Origin of the sequence: Maribacter sp. R77961 (genome assembly GCF_044594925.1) — a bacterium.
Taxonomy (GTDB): Bacteria; Bacteroidota; Bacteroidia; order Flavobacteriales; family Flavobacteriaceae; genus Maribacter.
Genome location: NZ_CP138991.1, coordinates 3,026,167 through 3,051,745, shown reverse-complemented (window position 1 = coordinate 3,051,745; position 25,579 = coordinate 3,026,167). Strand labels below are relative to the sequence as shown.

Below are 25,579 nucleotides of genomic sequence, written 5' to 3'. Positions count from 1 at the left end.
CCCCCAAAGGGGGAATTTATGATAAGCTATGAAAAATGAATACATTTTTTTGTTATTTTTTTTAGGAACAAATTTTGTTCCAGCTCTTTGCTATGCTCAGGAAAAGCAGGAAATCCAAATAGAAGAAAGTGCCGAAGTTTTTTTAGAAGATTATTCGGACGATTTTCAAGAAAACTTTTTTGAGGCCTTAAAGCAAAAAGGGATACAGAATTATGACAGGGCCATTAACTTTTTGCTGGAATGCAAACGGCTACAGCCAGACAATAAGGTGGTTGCTTATGAACTCGCAAAGAATTATCATTTAGACAAAAAGAATATACCCGCTCAGGAATACGCCATTGAAGCATTAAATAGTGATCCCGGAAACTATTGGTATTTACACACGTTAAATGCAATTGTGGGTAAACAGGGAAATACCCTCAGCTCTTTAGAAAATGAAATTCCATACAAAAATGACGTACTCAAGGAAAACTTAGCTCAAATTTATTTTAAAGACGGAAAGTTAGAAGCTGCACTTGCGGTGCTAAATACACTTGAGGGTTCAAAACAAAGAACTGCGTTAGAACAAGAAATCAATGGTTCCTTGCAAAAGAAAAAGGCTAAACAGCAGACAGTTTCGTATACTGCGAGGGTAGAAAACGCCGCTCCTAACAGCATAGCAAATTATAAAATGAGAATAAAGGGGTTAATGAACATGACCACTGCTAACCTTTTGCTAGTACAACTCACGGAAGAGGCGTTGGAGAGCTACCCTTCTCAGCCCTATTTTTATTATAGTAATGGCTACGCGTTAAATAGAAGCAAAAAGTATAGGGATGCCATTGAGGTATTAGAAGCTGCTTTGGATTATTTAATCAACGATATTGCTTTGGCCAATAAAATTTACAAGGAACTTTCAGATGCCTATAGTGCTATGAGCAATCCATCAAAGGCAAATATGTACCTTAGTAAGATTAAACCCGGATTTTAAGCTATGATAGGGAAATCACATACATACCTAAAACCTTTCTTTTATGGTATTCTTATGCTTTTCGTTTTTTCTTGTAAAAGCACAAAATTGGTATCGGACGGTACTATTGACAATAGACTATCGTCCAAGGCAATTATAAAGGCACATTATCAAAACCAGACCGTATTTAAAACCTTAAGTGGAAAAGTGAAGATTGATTATTCTAATGGAGAAGACACACAAAGCTTTTCCGTTAGTTTGCGTCTAGAAAAGGATAAGGCTATCTGGATGAGCGCGCCCTTAGGCATTGTTAAGGCGTACATTACCCCGAACAAAGTCTCTTTTTATAACAAATTGCAGAATGAGTATTTTGATGGTGATTTTTCTTATTTAAGCGAACTTTTGGGAACAGAAGTCGATTTTAAGATAGTTCAAAACTTACTTTTGGGAGAAGCATTGTTAGATTTAAGGGAGAAAAAATACGAAGCTTCCGTGACCAAAGAGACATATAGGCTTGTTCCAAGAGTTAACGAGGTGCTCTACAAAATACTGTTTGAAATAGAGCCCAAGAATTTTAGAATGGCCGCTCAACAATTGTCTCAGCCCTTAAAGAAACGCTTGTTGCAAATTAACTATGAGAATTACCAACGTATTGGTGATGAGGTACTGCCCAATGCCATTAACATAAGTGCTGTTGAGAACACTACGGAAAATAGAATTCAGCTAGCGTATCGAAACCTAGAATTGAACAGGACCTTAAATTTTCCATATAAAATACCGAAAGGATATAAAGAAATAGTATTAGAATAGCATGCGTTTAAAAGGGCTAATAGTTAAAGTAGTTTTTTTCATTCTGGTCGCACTGACCCAGAATTTACATGCGCAAACAAGCGAGCAAAAGGCTTTAGAGGAAAAGAGAGCGCAGCTGCAAAACGAAATACGGGATATAAATCGTCTGCTTTTTGCCGAAAAGAAAGAAAGAGGTAATGTTTTGGACCAAATGGAAGCCTTGGATAAAAAAATAACCGTACGGCAACAGCTGATACGGGTAACCAACCAACAGTCTAACCTGCTGAACAGACAAATCAACACCAACATTAGAAATATTGGAAAACTGAAGAGCGAATTACAGGAGACAAAGGACCAATATGCCAAAATGATACAGAAGTCGTATCAGAATAGATCTAAACAGAACAGGTTAATGTTTTTGTTGTCATCGGAAAGCTTTTTTCAGGCTTTTAAGCGACTGCAGTATATGAAGCAGTATACCGATTATAGAAAGGAACAGGGCGCTCAAATAATTGAGAAGACGGATGAGCTAACACGACTGAATAGTGACCTTAACGAAGAGCGAAAAGTAAAAGAAGTTTTACTTGCCCAAAATAGAAAAGCTAAAAATCAGCTCTTTGGAGAAATACAGGAACAGAAAGCACTCTTAGGAACTATCCGTAAGAACGAAAGTAAATACAGTAGTGCTATAAACAAGAAAAAGCGGGAAGCACGAAAAATAGATCAGCAGATTGAAAAGCTTATTCGAAGCGCTATTGCGGCCTCTAACAAGAAGTCTGGAAAGAAAAATACAAGCGCTAGTAAATTCGCCCTTACTCCGGAAGCTACCCTAATTGCCAAGAACTTTTCCTCGAACAAGGGCAAGCTTATTTGGCCTGTGGAAAAAGGGATTAAAAGTCAAGGTTTCGGGATCTATAAAGATGCCGTATATCCCGGCATTAAGCACCAGAGCAATGGTGTAATCATTGCCACCGACCCTGGTGTTAAGGCGCGAGCAATTTTTGAAGGAGAGGTTATTGCTATTTTAGCCGTTCCCGGAGGGAACAAAGGGGTGCAGATCAAGCATGGTAACTTTATAAGTACCTATTATAATTTGGCAGAACTCTATGTGAAAAAAGGTGATAAAGTGGGCATTAAAGAAGAACTGGGTACGATTTATACGAACAAGACCAATGGACAAACCCGCTTAAAATTTTATTTATACCAAGATACGTCTAGACTGAACCCTGAAGAGTGGGTGTATCAACTTTAACCAAATAAGCATGAGTAGCAAGAAAATTACAGACATAAAAGGAAGCTTTACTCTACATAATGGGGTAGCGATGCCATACCTTGGTTTAGGCACCTACCAAGCCGATAATGAGCAGGAAGTGATAGATTCTGTTAAAGATGCTTTAGAAATTGGATATTGGCATATAGACACGGCATCGGTATATAAAAATGAAGAGGGTGTTGGTAAAGGTATTAAGGAAAGTGCTGTAGCCAGGGAAGATATTTTCGTTGTTAGTAAAGTGTGGAACACGGACCAAGGTTATGACAGCACAATACAGGCCTTTGCTGATAGTTTGGAACGATTGCAATTGGATTATTTGGATCTATATCTAATCCATTGGCCCGTAGCAGGAAAGTATAAAGATACCTGGAAGGCTTTGGAATATTTATACGCCCAGAAAAAGGTAAGAGCCATTGGGGTTAGTAATTTTTTACAACATCACCTTGAAGATGTATTGACGGATTGTAAGGTGGTGCCTATGGTAAACCAGATGGAGTTTCATCCCTATGTGGTACAGCAAGATTTAATCGATTTCTGTACTAAAAATACCATTCAGTATGAAGCTTGGTCGCCATTTATGCAGGGTAAGGTCTTTGGCTTGAATATTTGTAAGGAACTGGCCGAAAAATATAACAAATCCGTAGCACAGGTGATACTGCGCTGGAACCTTCAGAAAGGAGTGGTAACCATACCAAAATCGGTGCATAAAAATCGTATTGTAGCCAATGCTGCTATTTTTGACTTTGAACTTTCTAAAGAAGATGTCGCTTACTTGGATAGTTTAGATAGGGGAGAACGTATTGGTCCTCATCCGGACCATTTTGATTTTTAACTTAAATTTATTTTTCAAAGCTCACGGAACATTCCCCCTTTGTGGGCTAAGGTGCTATAAACAAAGCACGTAATTCCGTAGCTTCATTAGGCTTCATTTTTCCAGCAAGCACAAGACTTAATTGTTTTCTGCGTAATGCTCCTGCAAAACGCTCTTTTTCCAAATCCGTATCTGGGGAGAGCGGAGGTACTTCAGTGGGTTTTCCCGTTTCATCTACCGCTACAAAGGTATAAATAGCTTCGTTGGCTTTGGTACGCTCACCACTAAAACGGTCTTCCATCCATACATCTATATAAACCTCCATCGATGTTCGAAAAGAACGAGAAACTGCGGCCTCTACGGTAACCACGCTACCAACAGGAACAGCTCTGTTAAACGCAACATGGTTAACAGATGCCGTAACGGTAATGCGTCTGCTATGTCGCCTAGCGGCAATACTTGCCGCACGGTCCATACGTGCCAAAAGCTCACCTCCGAACAGATTGTTCAGCGGATTGGTCTCACTAGGGAGCACCATATCGGTCATTGTGGTTCTTGAATCTGAAGGTGTTTTGGTGTTCATCACGATAAATTTTCTTTTTACAAAGATACGTGCCTAAAAAAGATATTTAAATGGTATTCACTAAAAGAAAAAGGAGTTTACTTTTCAGAAAGTAACCAAGCATCTGGCGATTGCGTTTTCTTAATTTCCCTTAATGCGTTCAAGGCTTCTTGAGCATTGCTATGGCGGTCATAGGTTACCATATGAAGACCATAGGCATTAGTCCCATAATAAGCGGCGTTATAGCCTTTTTGTTGTAGTGCTGCTATTTTTCTATCTGCATTTGCTTTTATCCGAAAAGCTCCCGCAACAATATGATGGCGCGCGGAATTTTTCGCTACGCTAGCGGTAGCATCAATAGTTACTTTTGGCAGTTCTAATGGCGCTGTATTAAAAAAAGTAGCCTCTTGTATTTGTTTGGTTACCTCCTTTTGAGCGTCTTGTCTTACGATTTGCTCGTTAATACTGCTTTTTTCATAGAAACGATATGCTGTAAGCCCAGTAGATAAAGCTAAGAGTAAAATCGCTGCATATTTTAAGTAGGGTCTAAAAGAGGTGGTTTCTCGTTTTTCTGGGCTTATGATAAACGGAATATCTTCCTCCAGTGCAACAACCTCTTCTTTTAAAACTTCACGTGTTACAGGAATAGCATTAAAAGAAGACAGACCAAAGGACGACGTCAAATAATTAACATCCGTAGAAGGCTGAAATTGGACCTTATTTTCTGTATTGGTCCATAACATACCAATTCTTGGGATGTTTAATTTTTCACCAGCATTCAATTTTTGACTCCACTTTTTTGTGATTCCCTCTATTTTTAAAAGCGCAGTTTCAAAAGTGATTTTTTCTAATTGTGCTATGTGAGAGACCAAAAGTCCATCATTCGTAATTAACTGTTCGTTAAATGCGATAGATTTGGAAGGGGCAAAAAAAGTGTTCGTAGTATCATTGATGCGTGCAGCGGTTTTCTGTGTAAGGAAAGCCCCAAAATTTGGGACCACCACACAATTATACCTGTAGAGCAAGTCGCTGATATAGTGTTCTATTGCCATATGGGACAAATATCAAAAAAAAATAGGGTCATAGAAACGGATAGGATAACTTTTTATTAACATTAATATTTGTAGTATTTTGTGAACTTACATGATAAATTCCCAACACACTACGGCTGAGTTAATTGCAATTTTGAGATTGCAACATGTTCCTAATATTGGTGATGTAATCGCTAAAAAGCTTATTGCACATTGCGGTAGTCCAACTGCAATTTTCGAGGCTAAACGAGATCAACTGCTCAAAATTGATGGTATAGGAACGCAGACCATAAAACATTTATTTGATGCAGCGCATCTAGAGGCCGCCGAAAAAGAGTATGACTACTGTAGTACCAATTCAGTAGAAGCTATCTATTTTAAGGATGATGATTATCCCGAATATTTGAAACATTGTATCGATGGTCCCCTTCTTTTGTTCAGAAAAGGAAAAATAGCTTTAGAACAACGAAAAGTAATCAGCGTTGTGGGTACACGGAACATTACCAGTTATGGAACGGCTTTCTGCGAACAGTTTATTGCCGATATTGCACCGTTAAATCCCATTATCGTTAGTGGTTTCGCTTACGGAGTAGATATTTGCGTTCAGCGAGAGGCAATGAAACATGGTCTGCAAACTATTGGTTGTTTGGCACATGGTTTAAATCAGATATATCCTAAAGTACATGCTAAATATAAAGCTGATGTTTGTGCCAATGGTGGTTTTTACACAGAATTTTGGAGTACGAGTAATCCGGAGCGAGAGAACTTTCTTAAACGAAATCGAATTATAGCCGGAATGAGCGAAGCCACCGTAGTTGTAGAATCTGCAGAGAAAGGAGGTAGTTTGGTTACTGCGGATATTGCGAACAGTTACAATAGGGATGTTTTTGCCGTTCCTGGAAGAGCGTCGGATAAATATAGCTTAGGGTGTAATAACCTTATCAAAAAACAGCAGGCGCATATGCTAACCTCCGCAGCGGACCTCATTTATTTGTTAAATTGGGATTTAGAGGAAAAGGAAACAAAACCAGTGCAAAAGCAATTGTTCGTAGAATTAGATGATTTAGAACAAACGATTTATGATTATTTACAAAATAACGGGAAGCAACTTTTAGACACTATAGCATTAGAATGTAAGATTCCGACTTTTAAAGCGTCATCCACTTTGTTGACCATGGAAATGAAAGGAGCAATTCGCCCCTTGCCCGGTAAATTATTTGAAGCGATTTAATTTTTTACAAACCAACTGGTTTGCCAAAGAGCAGGTCAACTTTCGATTTAGAGTATTTATTGGCACCTGTCGTTAAAATATGGCCTTTGAACCCTAGAGGACGGCTATTAGTTTGTGGTGTAGTATTAAAGCACCGACTACTAGGTCGGTTCTTTAATTTTTCTCAAAATATAAGACTTAATTAATCCCCCTCCTTTGGAGGAATTAGGGGAGACTAGAGGGCTCTAATATCCCAACTTTCCCCTCACTCTTTGTAAAACGCCATCGGCTACCTTCTTAGCTTTTTCAGCACCTAGGGCGAGTGCATCATCCACTTCGTTGAGATTGTTCATGTAATATTCAAACTTCTCGCGTGGTTCTTCAAATTTATTTAAAATCACCTCATAAAGTTCTTGTTTGGCATGGCCATACCCATAATTACCAGCCAAGTAATTGGCACTCATTTCTTCTATTTGAGGTTGTGAAGCCAGTATTTTATAAAGGGCGAACACATTATCCGTCGTAGGGTCTTTAGGGTCTTCCATTGGTGTACTATCGGTCTGAATGCCCATAATCTGCTTACGAAGTTTTTTATCCGTTTGAAAAAGATTAATGAGATTGCCCTTGCTCTTGCTCATCTTGGCCCCATCCGTTCCTGGAATATACATGGTTTCTTCTTGCACTTTTGCATCAGGTAGCATAAAGGTTTCGCCTAGTTGTGCATGAAAACGAGATGCAACGTCCCGAGTCATCTCCAAGTGCTGTAACTGGTCTTTCCCTACCGGAACGATGTTGGCATCGTACAGCAAAATATCTGCCGCCATAAGCATAGGATAGCTAAAGAGTCCGGCATTGACATCTTCTAACCGGTCTGATTTATCTTTAAAGGAATGTGCCAATGTTAATCTTTGGTAAGGGAAGAAACAGCTTAGGTACCATGCCAGTTCCGTTACTTGTGGCACATCACTCTGTCTATAGAAAACTGTCTCCTCTATATCCAACCCAAATGCTAGCCAAGTAGCTGCGGTAGCATAGGTGTTGTTCCGTAATTCCGAACCATTCTTTATTTGCGTTAGCGAATGCATATCCGCTATAAAAAGAAAGGATTCATTTTTGGGATTTTGCGCCATTTGTATGGCGGGAATAATAGCTCCAAGGATATTGCCTAAATGCGGTGTTCCTGTACTTTGAATTCCCGTTAAAATTCTTGCCATTTAATTCGTATCTAAGAGAGTAAAGATAAAACAAATCAAAAAATAAGAACCGAAATAACTATTTTTGATTTATGCTCAAAATGTTTCAGCGCGTAGGCCAGACTTTCTATCGTATTTGGTTCTATATTGTGGTAGCCATACCAATATTTCTTTTCTTTCCCTTCCTAGTGTTATTTGCTTCAAAAGAAGCATGGTATCCTAAATTTTTTTGGTTGGCCCGCAATCTTTGGGCAATACCTATATTATATGGAATGGGATGCCCTCCGAGTGTAATATTCGAACAGCCTATTTTAAGAGACCAGAGCTATATGCTGGTTGCTAACCATACTAGTATGTTAGATATTATGCTCATGCTCTATGTTAGTAAAAATCCTTTTGTGTTCGTTGGTAAGAAAGAATTGGTTAAAATACCAGTCTTTGGATTTTTCTATAAACGGGTTTGTATTATGGTAGATAGAGAGGATACACAAAGCAGAACAGGTGTCTATAGAAGAGCCCAACGACGACTAAAGCAAGGTCTTAGTATTTGCATTTTCCCTGAAGGTGGAGTGCCTGAGGAGACTGTACTTCTAGACTCTTTCAAAGATGGGGCATTTAAAATGGCTATAGCGCATAAAATCCCTGTAGTTCCTATGACTTTTTATGATAATAAAAAAAGATTTTCGTTTACCTTTTTTAGCGGAGGTCCAGGAAAGACTAGAGCTAAAGTGCACCAATTTTTTGAAACAGGTATCTTAGGAGCAGAGGACAAATCTACCCTCAGAGAGGAAGTAAGAGAAGTTATTTTGACCGATTTAAAAGGGTACAATGCCAATTCTGTTTAGAACCTAAAACTAAGCCCACTATAAATACCTAAAGAATAAGGGTTAAAAGTACCATCGGTTTCCGAGAACGTATTCAATTGATATTTAAACATTGGCTCTAAATTCAGCTGTACCTTAGGGGAAAATTTATAATTAACCCCCAGACCAACATTTGCACTGAAATTCAGGTCATTTACATTATTAGCCTCGCCCATTTCCGTGGTTAAACTACCAGAGGTAAGGGCTACGGAGTTATCTACCAAAAACAAGGAGCTAATACCACCAATAAGGTTTACTCCAAATTTATTGTCTACAAGCGCATAATTAAGCTCCACAGGAACTTCAACATAACCCAACTGCTGCGACATAACCCCATCTCTCTCCGGATTTTGAGCTGCTACATCTATTGCTTCATTGCTTACCACAGCACTCGCGCTCCCTCCTTTTCTGCTAGATACTACCAGGTTTTTTGAGGTTGCAGAATAATCAATATTATCAATCTGACCATTTGTAGAGGCTACCAAGGAAGAGGAAAATGCAACATCATTAGTGTCATAACCATAATCTACCTTATGAACTCCTGACCTCACGGTCAGCTTAGGACTAATTTCATAAGCAACCGACAATCCATAGCTAAGATTAATGTTTCCAGATTTAGAATTTGGAACGAATATGGAATGTACAGAAGAACCTTCCCCAATTGCATTAAAATAGACAGGAGCAACACTAGGGCCGGCGGACCACTTTTTGGTGTTTTTTTCTGCCACTTCTACCTCTTCTTGCGCCTCGATTTCTTCAAAAATGGATTTTTTCCTAGCATCCTCAAGGATTTCTTCAGGTACCGTATTTTCCACTACTGCAGTTTCGGAATTATTTGGAATGCTGGTTTCAACATTCTTTTCTTTACTGGTCATAGTTGTATTCGCAGGTTGTTCTTGGGAAATTTTCTCTTTAAGAGGAGTATCGGTCTGTGTTATTTGAGAATCGGTAACAAATACATCATTCTTGAAGTTTGAACCTTCCCTTTCCTTAATTCTATTCTTTTCGCGTTGACTTTTTTCTTTCGCCTGAGTTATTGCGTCTTCATTTGTATTCCAGTTGTCAATAGCCACTTTCGATTTTTGCTTGGACATATCCTGTCCACTACCTGATTTCCTTGGGTTAGCTTCAGGCGTATCCGCCAATTGTTGTGCATTTTGTTCAGCGCTATCCTTCATTTCTTCTTTGGAGGTAATGGCTGTAGTACCCTCCTTAATCGTATTAAAACCTGATTTGTTAATGACTGTAGAATCAATGGGGTTTGTGTTAATCTCCGGAGTATTATGTTCTACATCCGTAATTATTTCTTCTGTGGTATTGTTCTCCATAAACGGATTGAACAAGACAAAACCAAGTAACAAGGCAGCAGCTATACCGCCTAGTTGCCACCACAAGGGCAGTACACGTTTCTTTTTCTTTTTGTTCAATGACACCTCAATGGATTTCCAGACACGGTCGTCGGGAACTTCCTTGAAGTCCAAGAATTTATCTTGGAATAATTTGTCTAATTTCTTTTCACTCATCTTTTTAAGACTTTTATTTTGACCCCTAAGAATCACATGTAGTTTCCCATAATTATTACCATTCCGATAATAGATTGAGAAACTTTATTTTCTATTTTTTCTTTTAAGAGCATCCTTGCTCTAGCAAGATTAGATTTTGATGTTCCGGTGGTGGTGCCCAGCAACTCACCTATTTCTTTATGTGTGTACCCATCAAGCACATACAAATTAAAGGTTGTTCTATATTTATTCGGAAGCTCCCTTATGTATTCCAATAAGGTCTGTAGTCCAATATCCTCAAAAGAGGAATCTACGGTCACTTCCTCTTCCGTATTTTCATGCACTACATTTAAAGGCTCTTCCTTTCTGTATTTTTGTAATACGGTATTTACAGTAATTCTTTTCATCCAGCCTTCAAAAGACCCTTTAGATTTATACTGCTCAATTTTATCATAAATGGTCATAAAGCTATCATGCAAACTGTCTTCGGCTTCGGTCTTGTTTCTGGAATATTTAAGACAAATACCAAAGAGAACATCAGCGTATTTTTGATACAGCCGTGCTTGCGCCTTTCGGTCGCCTTTCTTACAGTTATGTATGAGTTCTTCTAGACTCACTAAGATTGGTTAGATTAAGTTGGTTTTTAATTTACGGGTACAATTATTTCTAGGAATTCCGCTTCCCCATCGCTATTTTCTCCTTGAAAAAATTTGAAAGTGTACGGTTGGTTGTAGATGACCGTAAAATTAAAAAATGCCTCTTCTGTTGTTACTACTTGTGTGCATGCCTCTATGTCCGTTCTAACAGAACCTATGGCAACTATATTTCTTGTAGTAGTGTCTTCATCACTTACATCAAAACCTTCGTAAGCGGTGCAACCATCAGGCAAGTTATAAGTGACGTTTATTTGATAAGTCTGGTTTAATTCAAATGATTCCGGAACATCCGCACTGGTTATTTGTAATGCCGTAAAATGAAAATTTGGACCATCATCATTGGAGCAACCACACAAAATCAAAGTAAAACATACAACTAGGAAAATAACTTTTCTCCCCATCATAATAATTTCTTTTCTTTTAAGATGAAAATCTAGCCTAAAGGTTGCGTGAACCTTGTAAAAAATGAAGTTTTAAGAGTTAATTGTATTAATGGCCTCTCTAATCTTTACATCCAATTCCTCAAAAAGTTCGGGATTGTCTAGCAACAATGATTTTACGGCATCTCTACCTTGACCCAATTTTGTGTCTCCATAGCTAAACCATGAACCACTTTTTTTGACGATTTCATATTGAACACCAAGGTCTATTATTTCTCCCACTTTGGATATTCCTTCACCATACATGATATCAAACTCAGTGGTGCGGAAAGGTGGTGCAACTTTGTTCTTTACTACTTTAACTCTTGTTTTATTTCCTTGAACATTTCCGTCCGTATCCTTTATCTGAGTAGATCTTCTAATATCCAGTCTAACGGAAGCATAGAACTTAAGGGCATTACCACCAGTAGTAGTTTCAGGATTACCGAACATAACACCAATTTTCTCTCTCAATTGGTTAATGAAAATTACGGTACAATGTGTTTTGCTAATAGAACCTGTGAGTTTTCTTAAGGCTTGTGACATTAAACGGGCGTGTAATCCCATTTTTGAATCACCCATTTCGCCTTCAATCTCACTTTTAGGAGTAAGGGCAGCAACAGAATCTATGACAACAATATCAATAGCACCAGAACGAATTAAATTATCGGCAATTTCTAGACCTTGTTCTCCATTATCAGGTTGGGAAATAATTAAGTTATCAATATCTACCCCTAATTTTTCAGCATAAAAACGGTCAAATGCATGTTCCGCATCTATAAAAGCGGCGATACCACCATTTTTTTGAGCCTCAGCTATGGCATGGAGCGTTAATGTAGTTTTACCAGATGATTCCGGACCATATATTTCAATGACTCTTCCACGGGGATAACCGCCTACTCCCAAGGCAATATCCAAACCCAAGGACCCTGAAGGAATAACCTCAACATCGGCAACCACACTATCTCCCATTTTCATGACAGCACCCTTACCATAGGTCTTGTCCATTTTATCCAAGGTTAGCTTAAGGGCTTTTAATTTTGCATCTTTTTCGGAACTCATCTTTTAATTTTTAGGGTAGCTAAATTAACACTTCTTTTTTGAAAAGAATAATATCGTGTGCTATTACGCAACCATTTCACCTAATTATTATCTTATTTAAAAAGTATATTGGTTAATTTGTTATAATCCGTTGTTTTAGTGTCAGCGGAGACTGGTGGCTATCTCCTTTTTATCATTTTCAAAGAATGCTATGAAGAAGAGAAATGGAATAGCCGAATAAAGGGTCTTGAGAAATCAAGGCTCTTTTTTGTTGTAAGAAACGTATTTTAAAATAGAACATAGCTGATTTTCGTACCTTTGGCTTCTTAAAAAATCATTCTTTAACTTAAATTATTGGTATAGCATGCAACTGTACAATACATTAAGTGCAAAGGAAAGAGCGGCATTAATTGAACAGGCGGGAAAAGAACGCCTAACCATCTCTTTCTATAAATATGCACACATAGCCAACACTTCCTTATTTAGAAATCATTTGTTTATTCACTGGAACGAGTTGGAGGTTCTTGGCCGTATTTATATCGCTACTGAAGGCATAAACGCCCAGCTTTCTGTTCCAGCTGAAAATTTTGACGCATTTAAGACCCATTTGGATAGTATTTCTTTCTTAAAAAATGTTCGTTTGAACATTGCCATTGAGCAGGATAACATGTCCTTTTTAAAATTAAAAGTGAAGGTGCGCCACAAAATTGTTGCAGACGGACTGAATGATGATGCTTTCGACGTTACCAACAAGGGTGTGCATGTTGACGCTGAACGTTTTAATGAACTCATTGAAGACCCTGATACGGTATTAGTTGATATGAGAAATCACTACGAAAGTGAAATTGGTCATTTTAAGAACGCCATAACTCCAGATGTAGATACTTTTAGGGACTCCTTAGATATTATTGAAAAAGACCTAGCCGACCATAAAGAGGATAAGAAACTAGTGATGTACTGTACTGGGGGTATACGATGTGAAAAAGCCAGTGCATACTACAAACACAAAGGCTTTCAACAAGTATACCAATTAGAGGGCGGTATTATTGAATACACCCGACAAGTAAAAGACCAAAATCTAGAGAATAAATTCAAAGGTAAAAACTTTGTGTTCGACCATAGAAGAGGAGAGCGTATTAGTGACGACATTATTGCACAATGTCATCAGTGTGGAGAGGCTTGCGATGAGCATGTAAATTGTGCAAATGAAGCTTGCCACTTGTTATTTATCCAATGTGAATCATGTGCTGAAAAAATGAATCAGTGTTGTTCGGATGCATGTAAAGAAATTCATGAGCTGCCTTTTGAAGAACAGAAAGCATTAAGAAAAGGGAAAACGGTGAGCAATAAGATTTTTAAAAAAGGTCGCTCGGAAGTTTTAAAATTTAAAAAGTAGTAAGTATTTGTTGCCCTTGGTATTCAGATGCTTTCGTAATTCTTTTTTTATTTTGCACCGTCAAAGGATATAATAACTTGGGCTTGCCCCGACGTAGGTTGCTAATTTAGTAGTTATTTATGAAAATGTATCCTTAGCATTATGGCTATTCAGACCTAGCTGTTCCTTTGAGACCTGCTTATGTTGTGCTTTACATCGGATTAAAAAAACACTATCTTTACCTTTAAGTTTTTATGAACCTTTTTTGACAGAATTAAACTGTTCTTGTCAAATCAATATATAAATTATGGGTTGTAGTAGTTGTTCTACCGGCAAGGATGGACAACCAAAGGGATGCAAGAATAACGGTACTTGCGGTACAGATGGTTGCAATAAATTAACAGTTTTTGATTGGCTCTCTAATATGGCGTTACCCAATGGGGAGAAGCCTTTTGAGTTTGTTGAGATAAGATTTAAAAATAGTAGGAAAGGATTCTTTAAGAACACGGAAAATCTTTCGCTTTCTATTGGCGATATCGTCGCTACCCAAGCCCAATCTGGGCATGATATCGGTATGGTCACCTTAACAGGAGAGCTGGTACGCGTTCAAATGAAACGCAAAAAAGAAGACTATAAATCAGAGGAATTTGCTAAGGTTTACAGAAAGGCTTCCCAGAAAGACATTGATATCTGGCAAAAATGCCGGGACCGCGAAGAAGAGATAAAAAAGAGGGCCAGAGAAATTGCTATTATATTGAAATTACAGATGAAAATTTCTGATGTAGAATTTCAAGGAGACGGCTCTAAGGCCACGTTTTACTATACTGCGGAAGAACGTGTTGATTTTCGTCAACTTATAAAAGATATGGCTAAAGCATTCGGTATCCGTATTGAAATGCGCCAAATAGGATATCGACAAGAGGCTCAACGCCTTGGAGGTATTGGTTCTTGTGGAAGGGAATTATGTTGCTCTACATGGCTTACAGACTTTAGGTCAGTTAGCACATCCGCTGCACGTTATCAACAATTATCCTTGAATCCTCAGAAACTCGCCGGACAGTGTGGTAAGTTAAAATGTTGTTTAAATTATGAGCTAGATGCTTACCTAGATGCGCTAAAAGATTTTCCAGGTCAGGACACAAAATTATTTACGGAGAAAGGAATTGCCTTCTGTCAAAAAACGGACATTTTCAAAGAAACGTTATGGTTCTCATATAAGGATGAACCTGCCAACTGGCACGTGTTGACTAAAGACCAAACCAATGAAATTCTTCAAAAGAACAGGAAGAAAGAAAAAGTCGCCAGTCTGGAGTTTTATGCATCAGTGAATACGGTAGAAGAAAAGGTCGTTTTTGAAAATGTAGTGGGGCAAGACAGTCTAACAAGGTTCGACAGACCCAAAGGAAAAAACAATAGGAACAACAGAAACAAAAACAGGAACCGTAAAAAGAACAACAATAGAAAACGAAATCAAAAAAATGCGAAGCATTAGTTATCTGCTGATTTTCACGATTATCTTAGCCTCTTGTAATACCAATGTGGCCCATACAGAATATAAAAGCATAAAAGGAGCTGCATGGAACAGAGATGCTACTGTTCAATTTTCTTTTTCCGAGATGGATACGGTTCAGAATCATCAAATGTTCATCAATGTAAGGAACGATGATAGTTTCCCTTATAGCAACCTTTTCTTAATTACCGCTTTAACGACGCCAAAAGGGGAAGTACTCCAGGATACTTTAGAGTATAAAATGGCCTTGCCAGATGGTACATGGTTGGGAAAAGGAAATGGAAGTATAAAAGAAAATAAACTTTGGTACAAGGAAAACATCGTTTTTCCTTCCCAAGGCGTATATAACTTAGAGATATCCCATGCAATGCGAAAAAACGGTACCGTTTCCGGTATCATAGCATTGGAAGGGATTACTGATGTCGGTATAGAAATAACAAAGAGTAACCCCTAAGCTAATGGCAAAAGTCGCTAAAAAGAAAGAGTCGAAAGGTTTTTTTAAGTTCATAAAATGGTTTTGGATTTTATTTATTTCAGGAATAGCTTTCGTGGCATTGGTATTTCTTTCCGCTTCTTGGGGTCTATTCGGAGAATTGCCACCTTACGAGTATTTGGAAAATCCACAGACAAATTTAGCCTCGCAAATACTCTCTTCGGATAATAAGTTATTGGGTAAATTTTATCTAGATGATAACCGTACGGATATCAAATATGAAGATCTTCCGGAAAATTTGGTGAACACCCTAATCGCAAGTGAAGACATTCGTTTCCGTGAACATTCGGGAATAGATGCCAGAGGTACGTTAAGAGCTGCATTTTTTCTTGGTAAAAGAGGTGGTGCAAGTACTATTACCCAGCAGTTGGCACGTCAGCTTTTTGTTGGAGTCAGGTCTAGAAACAAGTTCGAGACCATTCAACAGAAAATAAAAGAATGGGTACTTGCCGTTCGTTTAGAAAGGAGTTATACAAAAGAGGAGATTGTAAGTATGTACCTTAATATTTACGACTTTGGAAACAATGCGGACGGTATACGCTCTGCTTCGCGCATCTATTTTGGAAAAGAACCGAAAGACTTAAAAATTGAAGAATCTGCCATGCTCGTGGGAATGTTACAAAATTCTTCCCTATTTAACCCAATGCGCAGGGAGGAACTTACATTCAAAAAGAGAAATATTGTTATAGGACAGTTGGCCAGATATGAGTTTATATCTGAGCAAGAAAAAGATTCGCTTCAGGCTTTGGAGATGGATATTAATTTTAATCCTGAAAACCACAGAGAAGGTCTGGCCACCTATTTTAGAATGTATTTGCAACGCTTCATGAAAGGATGGATAGCGAATAATCCGAAACCGGCATTAGAAGGGGAACGCGACAGGTATAACCTTTATCTAGACGGACTCAAAATTTATACGACTATAGATTCCAAAATGCAGGCAAATGCCGAGGAAGCCGTTTCCCAACATATGGAGCGCTTACAAGCAGAATTTTTCGTTCAGAATACAAAGAAGCGTAACCCGACCACTCCTTTTTTAGACTTAACCGATGATGAAACCGACCGTATTATGGAACGAGCTATAAAGACCTCAGAACGGTGGAGAAAAATGAAAGATGCTGGGAAATCGGAGAAAGAGATACGAGATTCTTTTACCAAGAAGACTGAAATGACCGTTTTTGATTGGAAGAGCGAAACCCGAGAAAAGGATACTATTTTAACTCCTTTGGATTCTATAAGATATTATAAGACTTTCCTTAGGGCAGCTATGATGTCCATGGAACCCCAGACGGGACATGTAAAGGCATGGGTAGGCGGAATAGATTATAAGCACTTTCAATATGATAATGTGATTCAAGGGTCTAGACAGGCTGGGTCCACATTCAAACCATTTGTTTATGCGGCCGCCATTGATCAATTGCGCTTGTCGCCTTGTGAGACTTTGCCAGATACGCAATACTGTATAGAGGCAGGTAAACACGGTAACGCGGAACCATGGTGCCCTAGGAATTCGGACTTTAAATATTCGGGTAGGGATATGACCTTGAAACATGCCTTGGCCAATTCCGTAAATACGGTGACTGCACAACTAATTGATAAAGTAGGCCCTAAATCTGTAGTATCCATTGTTGAGAGTTTGGGTTTTACGAAAGAAATTTTACCCGTTCCTGCCATCGCTTTAGGAACAGAATTGGTTAATGTGTACGAAATGGTGGGAGCCTATGGCGCTTTTGCGAACCAAGGAGTCTATGTGAAACCGGTAATGGTAACACGTATAGAGGACAAGAACGGAACGGTGCTATACGAATACGTTCCAGAAACAAAGGACGTGCTAAGTAAAGAGGTGTCCTATGCTATGGTAGACTTAATGAAAGGCGTTACCCAAGGAGGTTCTGGAACGAGATTACGGCATAGTTACAATAAGAATAATTCAGTTTACAAAGAGATTATAACGGGCTACCCCTATGAGCTAACGAACCCTATTGCGGGTAAAACTGGAACCACTCAGAACAATAGTGATGGTTGGTTTATGGGTATGGTGCCTAACCTTGTAACCGGTGTTTGGGTTGGCGGTGAGGAACGTTCCGTGCATTTCAAAAATATACTTTATGGTCAAGGAGCATCAATGGCTTTGCCAATATGGGGACTTTACATGAAAAAGAACTATGCGAACGAGGAACTTGGTATTTCAAAAGGTGATTTTGAAAAACCAGAGAACATGTCCATTATCACGGATTGTGTTAAATTTGTAGAGAATCAGAAACAGGATATAGATGTTGAGGAGGATTTGGAGGATTTAGATTTTTAGGACACCCCGTTTAACTTATTATAATTACAGACCTTGTACTATGCAAGGTCTTTTTTTTTGACTCAGATTTCATTTAAAAGCAGTAATTTAGAAGGAGGATAAAAGCTGCGATTATGATTAATAAAACAGTATCGGATATTGGAAAAGCACTGAAGGGAGTTAAAGATGGTATGACTTTTATGCTCGGAGGATTCGGGCTATGTGGCATACCGGAAAATGCAATAGGGGAACTCGTCAGATTGGGCATTAAGGATATTGTATGTATTTCGAACAATGCCGGTGTAGATGATTTTGGTCTAGGTCTCTTACTACAGCAGAAGCAGATTAAAAAAATGATTTCTTCCTATGTGGGGGAAAACGATGAATTTGAAAGACAGATGTTGAGTGGTGAATTAGAGGTAGAGTTAACGCCACAAGGGACTTTGGCGGAGAAATGTAGGGCTGCCCAGGGAGGTTTCCCTGCATTCTTTACACCAGCGGGTTACGGAACAGAGGTTGCCGAAGGAAAAGAAACAAGAGAATTCAATGGAAAAATGTATGTCCTCGAAGAAGCTTTTAAAGCTGATTTTTCTTTCGTAAAAGCTTGGAAAGGAGATGAAGCTGGGAATTTAATTTTTAAGGGTACAGCCAGAAACTTTAACCCTGCAATGTGTGGGGCTGCGAAAATTACGGTGGCGGAAGTAGAGGAGCTGGTACCTGCTGGAGAACTAGACCCTAATGAAATCCACGTGCCGGGTATTTTTGTTCAGCGTATTGTGCAAGGAACGGCTTATGAGAAACGAATTGAGCAGCGAACCATTAGACAAAGAGCATAGATTATGTTAGACAAGAACGGTATTGCGAAACGTATCGCTAAAGAGGTAAGAGACGGATTTTATGTAAACCTTGGCATTGGGATTCCCACTCTAGTTGCCAATTTTGTTAGGAATGACATTAGGGTAGAGTTCCAAAGCGAAAATGGAGTCTTGGGTATGGGGCCATTTCCATATGAAGGAGAAGAGGACGCAGACATCATCAATGCAGGTAAACAAACGATAACTACGCTGCCGGGCGCTTCCTTTTTTGACTCGGCAACAAGTTTTAATATGATTCGGGGAAAGCATGTAGACCTTACTATTTTAGGGGCCATGGAGGTCTCTGAGCAAGGAGATATCGCCAATTGGAAAATCCCAGGAAAAATGGTGAAAGGTATGGGAGGTGCAATGGATTTGGTAGCTTCTGCTGAAAATATCATTGTCGCCATGATGCATACGAATAGAGCAGGGGAATCGAAACTACTTAAAAGTTGTTCGCTTCCTTTAACTGGAGTCGCTTGTGTAAAGAAAATTGTTACGAACCTAGCGGTATTGGAAGTTACACCAAAAGGTTTTCTACTATTGGAACATGCACCTGGTGTTAGTATTGAGCAGATTAAGGAAGCTACTTCAGGGACATTGCAGGTTTCCGAAAATGTAAAGGAGATGCAATTGGATTAATTGTAAAGGTATTTCATCGATGAAAGGAAACTGTTCGTTTTTTTCACAACATTTTAGAATGTGTTCACAACAATAATTGAGAAAAAACAAAGGATTCATTTTATATTTATAGTGTAGAAAAGTTACAACCGACAATAAAAAATTAATTTTACCCAAATGAATACCCAAACAAACCACATCGCACCAGAAGAGAAAGTACAAGTTTATAGAAATGATTTTTTCAGCGGAATTGTACAGTTGACCAAAAAACTATTTATGTTATAGATTCTTTAAAAGAATAGATTACAAAAGAGCGACTCCCCCAAGTCGCTCTTTTTTTATGCTTAAATCTGAAAAACTAGAGATGTGTTATTCTTTTTCGTAAAAGAATGTTTATTTGAATGGGTTTAAAGAACTTAGACTTTCATGATTAATTAAGACGAAATTATATATTGTGCATTTTAACGGTAAAAATATACAGTTTAACGATTATATTTTTATATTTAGACAATTAACAAAAATAAATGACGATTTCGCCACATTTATTAAATTAGTAAGAATTTTCTTTCATATTTTTGTATTGTAATTAAAGTGAATCCCAAATCACTTTTTAAACTTAACCTAAAATGAAGATTTTTTTTAAATGCTTGTTGGTGTGCGTTCTTTTTACATCCTGTTCAAAAATAGAGACTAATAATGATCCTGTAATCGGTATTTGGCAAAATAATGTGAAGACCGCTACGAATAGTAATAAAATGATTGTTGATAAGGAAGAATGGATCTTTAACGATGTGTACTTAGGAAGGTTTCATGGATATAATGACGATGAGATAACGTTTTTAACGGATTTTAGATGGACTGTAGAAGGTGATGTATACACCATTTCCTATCCTGGAACTGATTTTCCAGAGGATAAAGTAAAGATGATAACCAGTGAAAATGGAGCTTATTTGGTAAGAATTACTGGAAGTAATTTCGCGACAAAACAAAATAAATAATGAAATACCTACTTATTATGCAAACCCCAACTAGTCAAACAACAGTAGCAATGGAAGAACCAACCATTCAAATTGGAGAATTTCTAAAAGGAATTTTTAAGCTTACGAAGAAATTGTTCATGATATAAAAAACTAAACCTTAAAATTCCCCCTAAGAGGAGCAAATTTATTTGCTCCTTTTTTTATTTTAGTCTTATGATAGTTATTTATGAAGAATGTCGAGAGTCAGAAGTAAATGTTTTGGTCCGTATGGCCAAGAAGACATTTTCAGATGCATTCGCTGAGGATAACGACCCAAAAGATTTTCAGAATTATATTAAACTGGCATTCAGCAAAAAAAAGCTCTTGTCGGAATTTAATAATCCAAATACAAGATTCTTTTTTGTTTATCTGGAGAAGGTAAGGATTGGGTATTTTAAGTTGAATATAGGTGATGCACAGTCTGATTTAAAATCAGATACTAGTATGGAGTTAGAGCGTATTTACGTAATCCAAGAATTTCAAGGTAGGGGATATGGAGAATTGATTCTTAAAAAAGCAAAGCAATTAGCAATTGCGGCGCGTAAATCCTTTTTATGGTTAGGTGTCTGGGAGCGAAATACCAAAGCCATACAATTTTATAAAAAACACGGCTTTATCAAATTTGGAACCCACCCCTATTATATTGGCTCCGATAAGCAAACCGATTGGTTAATGCGTTTTGATTTGATTAACTTCAAACATTAATAAAAAATCATAATGAAATACTTCATTTCAATTACATTATTACTTTTTGGAGCAGCACTAACTGCTCAGGAGTACTATTTTCCAAATTATAATACGGCTTGGGAAAGCAGACATGTAAAGGACTTTAAAATAAGCGACTCTAAATTAAATGAGGCTGTTTCGTTCGCAAAATCGAACGAATATTCTGGTTCCCGTGATTTACGTATGGCCATTCTTAAAGGTTTTGAACGTGAACCTTATCACGAAATTTTGGGCCCTACCAAAAAGAGAGGTGGGCCTGCCGGAATTATACTTAAAAACGGATATGTTATTGCCCAATGGGGAGACGTTAAAAGAGTGGACATGACTTTTAGTGTCACTAAAAGTTTCTTGAGTACCATGGCGGGCTTGGCAGTGGATAGAAGAATCATTTCAAGTACCGCTGATAAGGCCGGTAATTATATTTGGGACGGTACTTTTGATGGTGAACACAATTCCAAAATTACTTGGGAGCACTTACTTCAACAAAATTCCGCCTGGTCAGGAGAACTTTGGGGAGGAAAAGATTGGGCGGATAGGCCACCAAAAGAAGGAGGGGTTGATGATTGGAAATTTGAAACGCCAAAAGAGCCAGGCACCTTTATGGAATATAATGATGTTAGAGTTAACGTGCTAGCCTACGCACTTACCCATCTATGGCGTAAGCCAATGCCATTAGTCCTCAAGGAAAATATTATGGACAAAATAGGTGCTTCGACAACATGGCGCTGGTTTGGCTATGACCATGCTTGGACGGAAATAGATGGACTTAAAATGAAATCCGTAACAGGCGGTGGTCATTCGGGTGCAGGGTTATTTATTAATACTGAAGATATGGCTCGTTTTGGGCTTTTATTTATGAACAAAGGGAAATGGAAAGAGGATACCATAATTAGTGAAGAATGGATTAAACAGGCTACGGCCCCGTCTGCTCCAAATCCAAATTATGGTTATATGTGGTGGTTAAATAAAAAGGGAGATAGGCATTGGGAAGGCCTTTCAGAAAATATTTATTATGCTGCAGGATTTGGTGGAAATTTTATCGTCATAGACAAGGAAAATGATTTGGTCGTAGTTACGCGATGGTTAGCGCCAAGTAAAATTGCCGAGTTCATGACCAAAGTAAATGCTGCAATGCCTTAAAGTTGGTTCAGAATAGTCAAGGCCTTTATTAGAGTTTCTTCTTTTTTTGCAAAACAAAACCGAAGTACCTTATCATCCCTGCTATTTACATTGAAGGACGAGATAGGAATACTCGCTAATTTGAAATCCTTTATTAACCTTTTGGCAAAATCTTCGTCCGCCTCATCAGTGATTTGGGTGTAATTTAATAATTGGAAATAGGTTCCCATTGTTGGTTTAAAAATGAATTTGGAATTAGCCAGACCTGATAAGAAGAAATCTCTCTTTTCCTGATAAAAAGCGTTGAGACTTGTATAATGCTCCTTATGCTGTAGATATTTGGCCATAGCCCGTTGGGTAGGATGATCTACACTGAAAACATTAAACTGATGTACTTTTCTAAACTCTTCCATCAGCGCAGCAGGAGCTGCGCAGTAGCCCATTTTCCATCCGGTTACATGAAATGTTTTTCCAAAAGACGCACAGATAAAAGAGCGTGAGGCCAAATCCTCGAACCTTGATGCACTTTCATGCTCTTGTCCATCAAAAACAATATGCTCATATACTTCATCACTAATCAAAATAATATTGGTGTCTCGTAATAACTGCTGTAATTTTAACATATCCGCTTTCGAAAATATACGACCACTAGGATTGTGCGGCGTATTTACGATAACCATTTTAGTTTTGGGAGTAATCAATGCTTCAAAGGCGACCCAATCTACTCCGTAATCTGGAGTTTTAAGCTCTAAGGGTATGGGAATACCTTCGTTTAAAGCAATAGCGGGCTCATAACAATCGTAAGCTGGTTTTAGTACAATTACTTCATCACCTTTGCCTACAAAAGCGGTAATAGCGGTAAAAATAGCTTGTGTAGCACCAACCGTTACTGTTATTTCAGTTTCAGGATGGTAATAAGTTCCATGTAAACTTTCTATTTTTTGTGAAATGACCTCACGCAATCCATAATAACCGGGCATTGGTGCGTATTGGTTATGTCCATCCTCCATTGCTTGTCCTACTAGGGTCATGAGCTCCTTGTCCGCCCTGAAATTCGGAAACCCTTGAGAGAGGTCAATGGCATTATGCGCTCTAGCTAAGTTGCCTACCGTAGTAAAAATCGTCGTTTTAACTTGGGGTAATTTTGACTTGAATTGTATTTTATGGTTTCGCACAGCTTAAAATTAGTGAAATTAGAGCTGTTCTGAGCATAAAAAAACCCGATGTTTCCATCGGGCTTTTCTAACTATATAGTCAGAATACTATGCGTGCTGTTCTTCATGTTTTCCTTCCTTAATTTCTTCAATTAATTTTGAATTAAAGGCTGGCAAGTCATTTGGATTTCTACTGGTCACAAATCCTTCGTCAACCACTACCTCTTGGTCTACCCAGTTGGCACCTGCATTAATTAAATCGTCCTTTATCGAATTAAAGGAGGTCATTTTTCTTCCTTTTACGACCTCGGCACTAATTAAGATTTGCGGGGCATGACATATAGCTGCTACTGGCTTTTTCTCTTTAAAAAAATCTCTTACGAATACCAAGGCATCGCCGTTCCTTCGTAATTTATCTGGATTAATTACTCCGCCCGGTAATACTAGGGCATTATACTCTTCCGCTTTTACATCGGTTAATTTCTTGTCTACATTATAGGTGTTGGACCAATTTCCATTAGCCCATCCTTTTATCTCCCCGTTTTCAGGGCTCACGATTTCTACTTTAAATCCGGCATTTTCCATTGCCTCTTTTGGAGACTTTAATTCACTTTCTTCGAATCCATTTGTTGCTAAAATTGCAATCCTCTTCATTTGTTATTGTTTTTAAGATTAATAATTAATTTGTCTTTAATCTAACAAACAGAAAAGAGAAACTTCGTTAAGGCCATTATAAATTGAGCCTTACAAAGGTTAAAGGTTTCCTAATTGAGTTTTATTGCGTAAAATATTATCGTTTTTGGATGGGGTTTAAATGTGTAATTACTTTATGAAGACATTGTTCTAAATCTTTTTTGATTTCAGACTCCCAAAAGCGAAAAACGGTGTATCCTTTTTCCTTTAACGCTAAATTCACTTCCTTATCACGTTGTATATTACGTTCAAATTTGGCTATCCAAAATTCCCGATTCGTCTTAATTTTGGGTTTTCTTTCTTCCCAATTCTTACCATGCCAGTAATCGCCATCTATGAAAATAACAGTTTTATATTTCGGTAGTGCTATGTCCGGTTTGCCTATTAACTTTTTATAATCTATACGGTAGCGATATCCTAAGGCGTACAAAGCTTTTCTAAAGGCTAATTCGGGCTTGGTGTTTTTACCCTTAATCCTGCTCATGATTTTAGAGCGCTGTGGTGTGGTATAAAAGCCGGATTCCTCGTTAAATCGTGGTACAACAATTCGTTCTTCTGTATAGCCTTGAGACATGGATAAAAATATAAAATCCCGTACTGCTACGTACGGGATTTTGAATAATGTTTTGATTTTACTGTAATTAACCTTTTATGCTGGCACTGTAATACTCACGGTTCATACGAGCAATATTTTCCAATGAAATACCTTTTGGGCATTCGACTTCACAGGCTCCGGTATTGGTGCAGTTGCCAAAACCTTCTAAATCCATTTGACGTACCATATTCTGTACTCTTTCCGTAGCTTCTACGCGCCCTTGGGGAAGTAAGGCAAATTGGGATATTTTAGCAGAGGTAAACAACATAGCACTTGCATTTTTACAAGCCGCAACACAGGCACCACAACCTATGCAGGTTGCTGCATTAAATGCTAAATCGGCATTTTCCTTTTCAATCGGAATTGCATTGGCATCTACGGGATTTCCAGAGGTGTTTACGGAGATATAACCTCCTGCTTGTTGAATCCTATCAAAAGCACTGCGGTCTACAATCAAATCTTTTATGACCGGAAATGCTTTAGCACGCCAAGGCTCAATAGTAATTGTATCACCATCCTTAAAACTACGCATATGTAATTGGCAAGCTGTAATTCTCGAGGAAGGTCCGTGAGCACGACCGTTAATCATTAAGGAGCAGGCACCGCAAATACCTTCCCTACAGTCATGGTCAAATTCTATAGGTTCTTCTCCACTATTGTTCAATTGTTCGTTGAGTACATCTAACATTTCCAAAAAAGACATATCCTCTTCAATTCCTTCTACGGGATATGACACCATTTCTCCCTTTGATGAAGGGTTTTTTTGACGCCAGATTTTTAATACTAATTTCATAGCCTTATTTTTTTTCTTGTTATGGTGCAGTTATCGGGAAC

The 25,579-nt window shown here is 38.2% G+C and carries 27 protein-coding genes; 16 read left to right on the top strand and 11 right to left on the bottom strand.

What is annotated here, in order from left to right; translation table 11 throughout:
- The first annotated feature begins 28 nt into the window (after positions 1–28).
- Genes SJY09_RS13110 through SJY09_RS13095 form a run of 4 tightly spaced genes read left to right on the top strand, consistent with a single transcriptional unit; the run spans position 29 to position 3,843 of the window.
- A complete protein-coding gene (locus SJY09_RS13110; protein WP_396636171.1) occupies positions 29–970 on the top strand; it encodes a tetratricopeptide repeat protein in 942 nt (313 codons plus the stop codon).
- A gap of 3 nt (positions 971–973) precedes the next feature.
- Entirely contained in the window at positions 974–1,759 is a 786-nt protein-coding gene (locus SJY09_RS13105; protein ID WP_396636170.1) for a DUF4292 domain-containing protein, read from the top strand.
- A gap of 1 nt (position 1,760) precedes the next feature.
- Entirely contained in the window at positions 1,761–2,990 is a 1,230-nt protein-coding gene (locus tag SJY09_RS13100; RefSeq protein ID WP_396636169.1) for a murein hydrolase activator EnvC family protein, read from the top strand.
- 10 nt (positions 2,991–3,000) lie between these two features.
- Positions 3,001–3,843 carry an aldo/keto reductase gene (locus SJY09_RS13095; protein ID WP_396636168.1) on the top strand — a complete coding sequence of 281 codons (843 nt, stop codon included), beginning with the start codon at positions 3,001–3,003 and terminating at the stop codon, positions 3,841–3,843.
- A 46-nt stretch (positions 3,844–3,889) separates the two neighbouring features.
- Here SJY09_RS13095 and SJY09_RS13090 read toward each other — a convergent pair whose 3' ends face one another.
- Together SJY09_RS13090 and SJY09_RS13085 are read right to left on the bottom strand one after the other, a co-directional pair.
- Positions 3,890–4,405, bottom strand: coding sequence for an acyl-CoA thioesterase (locus SJY09_RS13090; RefSeq protein WP_396636167.1), 516 nt, complete (start codon positions 4,403–4,405; stop codon positions 3,890–3,892).
- Between the two features lie 77 nt (positions 4,406–4,482).
- Positions 4,483–5,436 carry an SPOR domain-containing protein gene (locus SJY09_RS13085; protein WP_396636166.1) on the bottom strand — a complete coding sequence of 318 codons (954 nt, stop codon included), beginning with the start codon at positions 5,434–5,436 and terminating at the stop codon, positions 4,483–4,485.
- Positions 5,437–5,527: 91 nt separating this feature from the next.
- On the opposite strand from SJY09_RS13085, the gene dprA reads away from it, so the two are divergent.
- On the top strand, positions 5,528–6,646 hold the full coding sequence (dprA, locus tag SJY09_RS13080) for a DNA-processing protein DprA (RefSeq protein ID WP_396636165.1): 1,119 nt from the start codon (positions 5,528–5,530) through the stop codon (positions 6,644–6,646).
- A gap of 224 nt (positions 6,647–6,870) precedes the next feature.
- Here dprA and trpS read toward each other — a convergent pair whose 3' ends face one another.
- Positions 6,871–7,839, bottom strand: coding sequence for a tryptophan--tRNA ligase (gene trpS, locus SJY09_RS13075; RefSeq protein ID WP_396636164.1), 969 nt, complete (start codon positions 7,837–7,839; stop codon positions 6,871–6,873).
- Between the two features lie 71 nt (positions 7,840–7,910).
- Here trpS and SJY09_RS13070 point away from each other — a divergent pair, with 71 nt between their 5' ends.
- Positions 7,911–8,663: a lysophospholipid acyltransferase family protein gene (locus SJY09_RS13070; RefSeq protein WP_396636163.1), complete on the top strand. Its 753-nt coding sequence runs from the start codon at positions 7,911–7,913 to the stop codon at positions 8,661–8,663.
- Here SJY09_RS13070 and SJY09_RS13065 read toward each other — a convergent pair.
- The 4 genes from SJY09_RS13065 to recA form a co-directional block, all read right to left on the bottom strand.
- A complete protein-coding gene (locus SJY09_RS13065) occupies positions 8,660–10,204 on the bottom strand; it encodes an outer membrane beta-barrel protein (protein ID WP_396636162.1) in 1,545 nt (514 codons plus the stop codon). The two genes, SJY09_RS13070 and SJY09_RS13065, sit on opposite strands and share 4 nt — an antisense overlap.
- Before the next feature lie 32 nt (positions 10,205–10,236).
- Positions 10,237–10,800: an RNA polymerase sigma factor gene (locus tag SJY09_RS13060; protein WP_396636161.1), complete on the bottom strand. Its 564-nt coding sequence runs from the start codon at positions 10,798–10,800 to the stop codon at positions 10,237–10,239.
- A gap of 26 nt (positions 10,801–10,826) precedes the next feature.
- Entirely contained in the window at positions 10,827–11,243 is a 417-nt protein-coding gene (locus SJY09_RS13055; RefSeq protein ID WP_396636160.1) for a hypothetical protein, read from the bottom strand.
- Between the two features lie 69 nt (positions 11,244–11,312).
- Positions 11,313–12,320: a recombinase RecA gene (gene recA / locus SJY09_RS13050; protein ID WP_396636159.1), complete on the bottom strand. Its 1,008-nt coding sequence runs from the start codon at positions 12,318–12,320 to the stop codon at positions 11,313–11,315.
- A 343-nt stretch (positions 12,321–12,663) separates the two neighbouring features.
- On the opposite strand from recA, the gene SJY09_RS13045 reads away from it, so the two are divergent.
- The 10 genes from SJY09_RS13045 (at position 12,664) to SJY09_RS13000 (ending at position 22,324) form a co-directional block, all read left to right on the top strand.
- Positions 12,664–13,695, top strand: coding sequence for a rhodanese-related sulfurtransferase (locus SJY09_RS13045; RefSeq protein WP_396636158.1), 1,032 nt, complete (start codon positions 12,664–12,666; stop codon positions 13,693–13,695).
- Between the two features lie 286 nt (positions 13,696–13,981).
- Positions 13,982–15,166, top strand: a complete 1,185-nt coding sequence (locus SJY09_RS13040; protein WP_396636157.1) for a stage 0 sporulation family protein — start codon at positions 13,982–13,984, stop codon at positions 15,164–15,166.
- Complete coding sequence (locus SJY09_RS13035; RefSeq protein WP_396636156.1) at positions 15,153–15,638, top strand: gliding motility lipoprotein GldH; 486 nt, start codon at positions 15,153–15,155, stop codon at positions 15,636–15,638. Before SJY09_RS13040 ends, SJY09_RS13035 begins: the two co-directional genes overlap by 14 nt.
- Positions 15,639–15,642: 4 nt before the next feature.
- Entirely contained in the window at positions 15,643–17,985 is a 2,343-nt protein-coding gene (locus SJY09_RS13030; protein ID WP_396636155.1) for a penicillin-binding protein 1A, read from the top strand.
- Between the two features lie 113 nt (positions 17,986–18,098).
- Positions 18,099–18,800 (top strand): CoA transferase subunit A, encoded by a 702-nt coding sequence (locus SJY09_RS13025; RefSeq protein WP_396636154.1) that lies wholly within the window; start codon positions 18,099–18,101, stop codon positions 18,798–18,800.
- A 3-nt stretch (positions 18,801–18,803) separates the two neighbouring features.
- Positions 18,804–19,460, top strand: a complete 657-nt coding sequence (locus tag SJY09_RS13020) for a 3-oxoacid CoA-transferase subunit B (RefSeq protein ID WP_396636153.1) — start codon at positions 18,804–18,806, stop codon at positions 19,458–19,460.
- A 605-nt stretch (positions 19,461–20,065) separates the two neighbouring features.
- Positions 20,066–20,437, top strand: coding sequence for a hypothetical protein (locus tag SJY09_RS13015; protein ID WP_396636152.1), 372 nt, complete (start codon positions 20,066–20,068; stop codon positions 20,435–20,437).
- Positions 20,437–20,565 carry a hypothetical protein gene (locus SJY09_RS13010; protein WP_396636151.1) on the top strand — a complete coding sequence of 43 codons (129 nt, stop codon included), beginning with the start codon at positions 20,437–20,439 and terminating at the stop codon, positions 20,563–20,565. The genes SJY09_RS13015 and SJY09_RS13010 overlap by 1 nt, the downstream gene beginning before the upstream one ends.
- A gap of 67 nt (positions 20,566–20,632) precedes the next feature.
- Positions 20,633–21,163: a GNAT family N-acetyltransferase gene (locus tag SJY09_RS13005; RefSeq protein ID WP_396636150.1), complete on the top strand. Its 531-nt coding sequence runs from the start codon at positions 20,633–20,635 to the stop codon at positions 21,161–21,163.
- A gap of 12 nt (positions 21,164–21,175) precedes the next feature.
- Positions 21,176–22,324, top strand: a complete 1,149-nt coding sequence (locus SJY09_RS13000) for a serine hydrolase domain-containing protein (protein ID WP_396636149.1) — start codon at positions 21,176–21,178, stop codon at positions 22,322–22,324.
- On the opposite strand, the gene SJY09_RS12995 is transcribed toward SJY09_RS13000, so the two are convergent.
- The 4 genes from SJY09_RS12995 to SJY09_RS12980 form a co-directional block, all read right to left on the bottom strand.
- Positions 22,321–23,478, bottom strand: a complete 1,158-nt coding sequence (locus tag SJY09_RS12995) for a methionine aminotransferase (protein WP_396636148.1) — start codon at positions 23,476–23,478, stop codon at positions 22,321–22,323. The two genes, SJY09_RS13000 and SJY09_RS12995, sit on opposite strands and share 4 nt — an antisense overlap.
- An 87-nt stretch (positions 23,479–23,565) precedes the next feature.
- Positions 23,566–24,111, bottom strand: a complete 546-nt coding sequence (locus SJY09_RS12990) for a type 1 glutamine amidotransferase domain-containing protein (protein WP_396636147.1) — start codon at positions 24,109–24,111, stop codon at positions 23,566–23,568.
- Positions 24,112–24,247: 136 nt separating this feature from the next.
- Positions 24,248–24,724, bottom strand: coding sequence for a very short patch repair endonuclease (locus tag SJY09_RS12985; RefSeq protein WP_396636146.1), 477 nt, complete (start codon positions 24,722–24,724; stop codon positions 24,248–24,250).
- Positions 24,725–24,791: 67 nt separating this feature from the next.
- The gene (locus SJY09_RS12980; protein ID WP_396636145.1) at positions 24,792–25,538 is read right to left on the bottom strand and encodes a succinate dehydrogenase/fumarate reductase iron-sulfur subunit; all 747 of its coding nucleotides are present in this window, start codon (positions 25,536–25,538) and stop codon (positions 24,792–24,794) included.
- Positions 25,539–25,579: the final 41 nt, after the last annotated feature.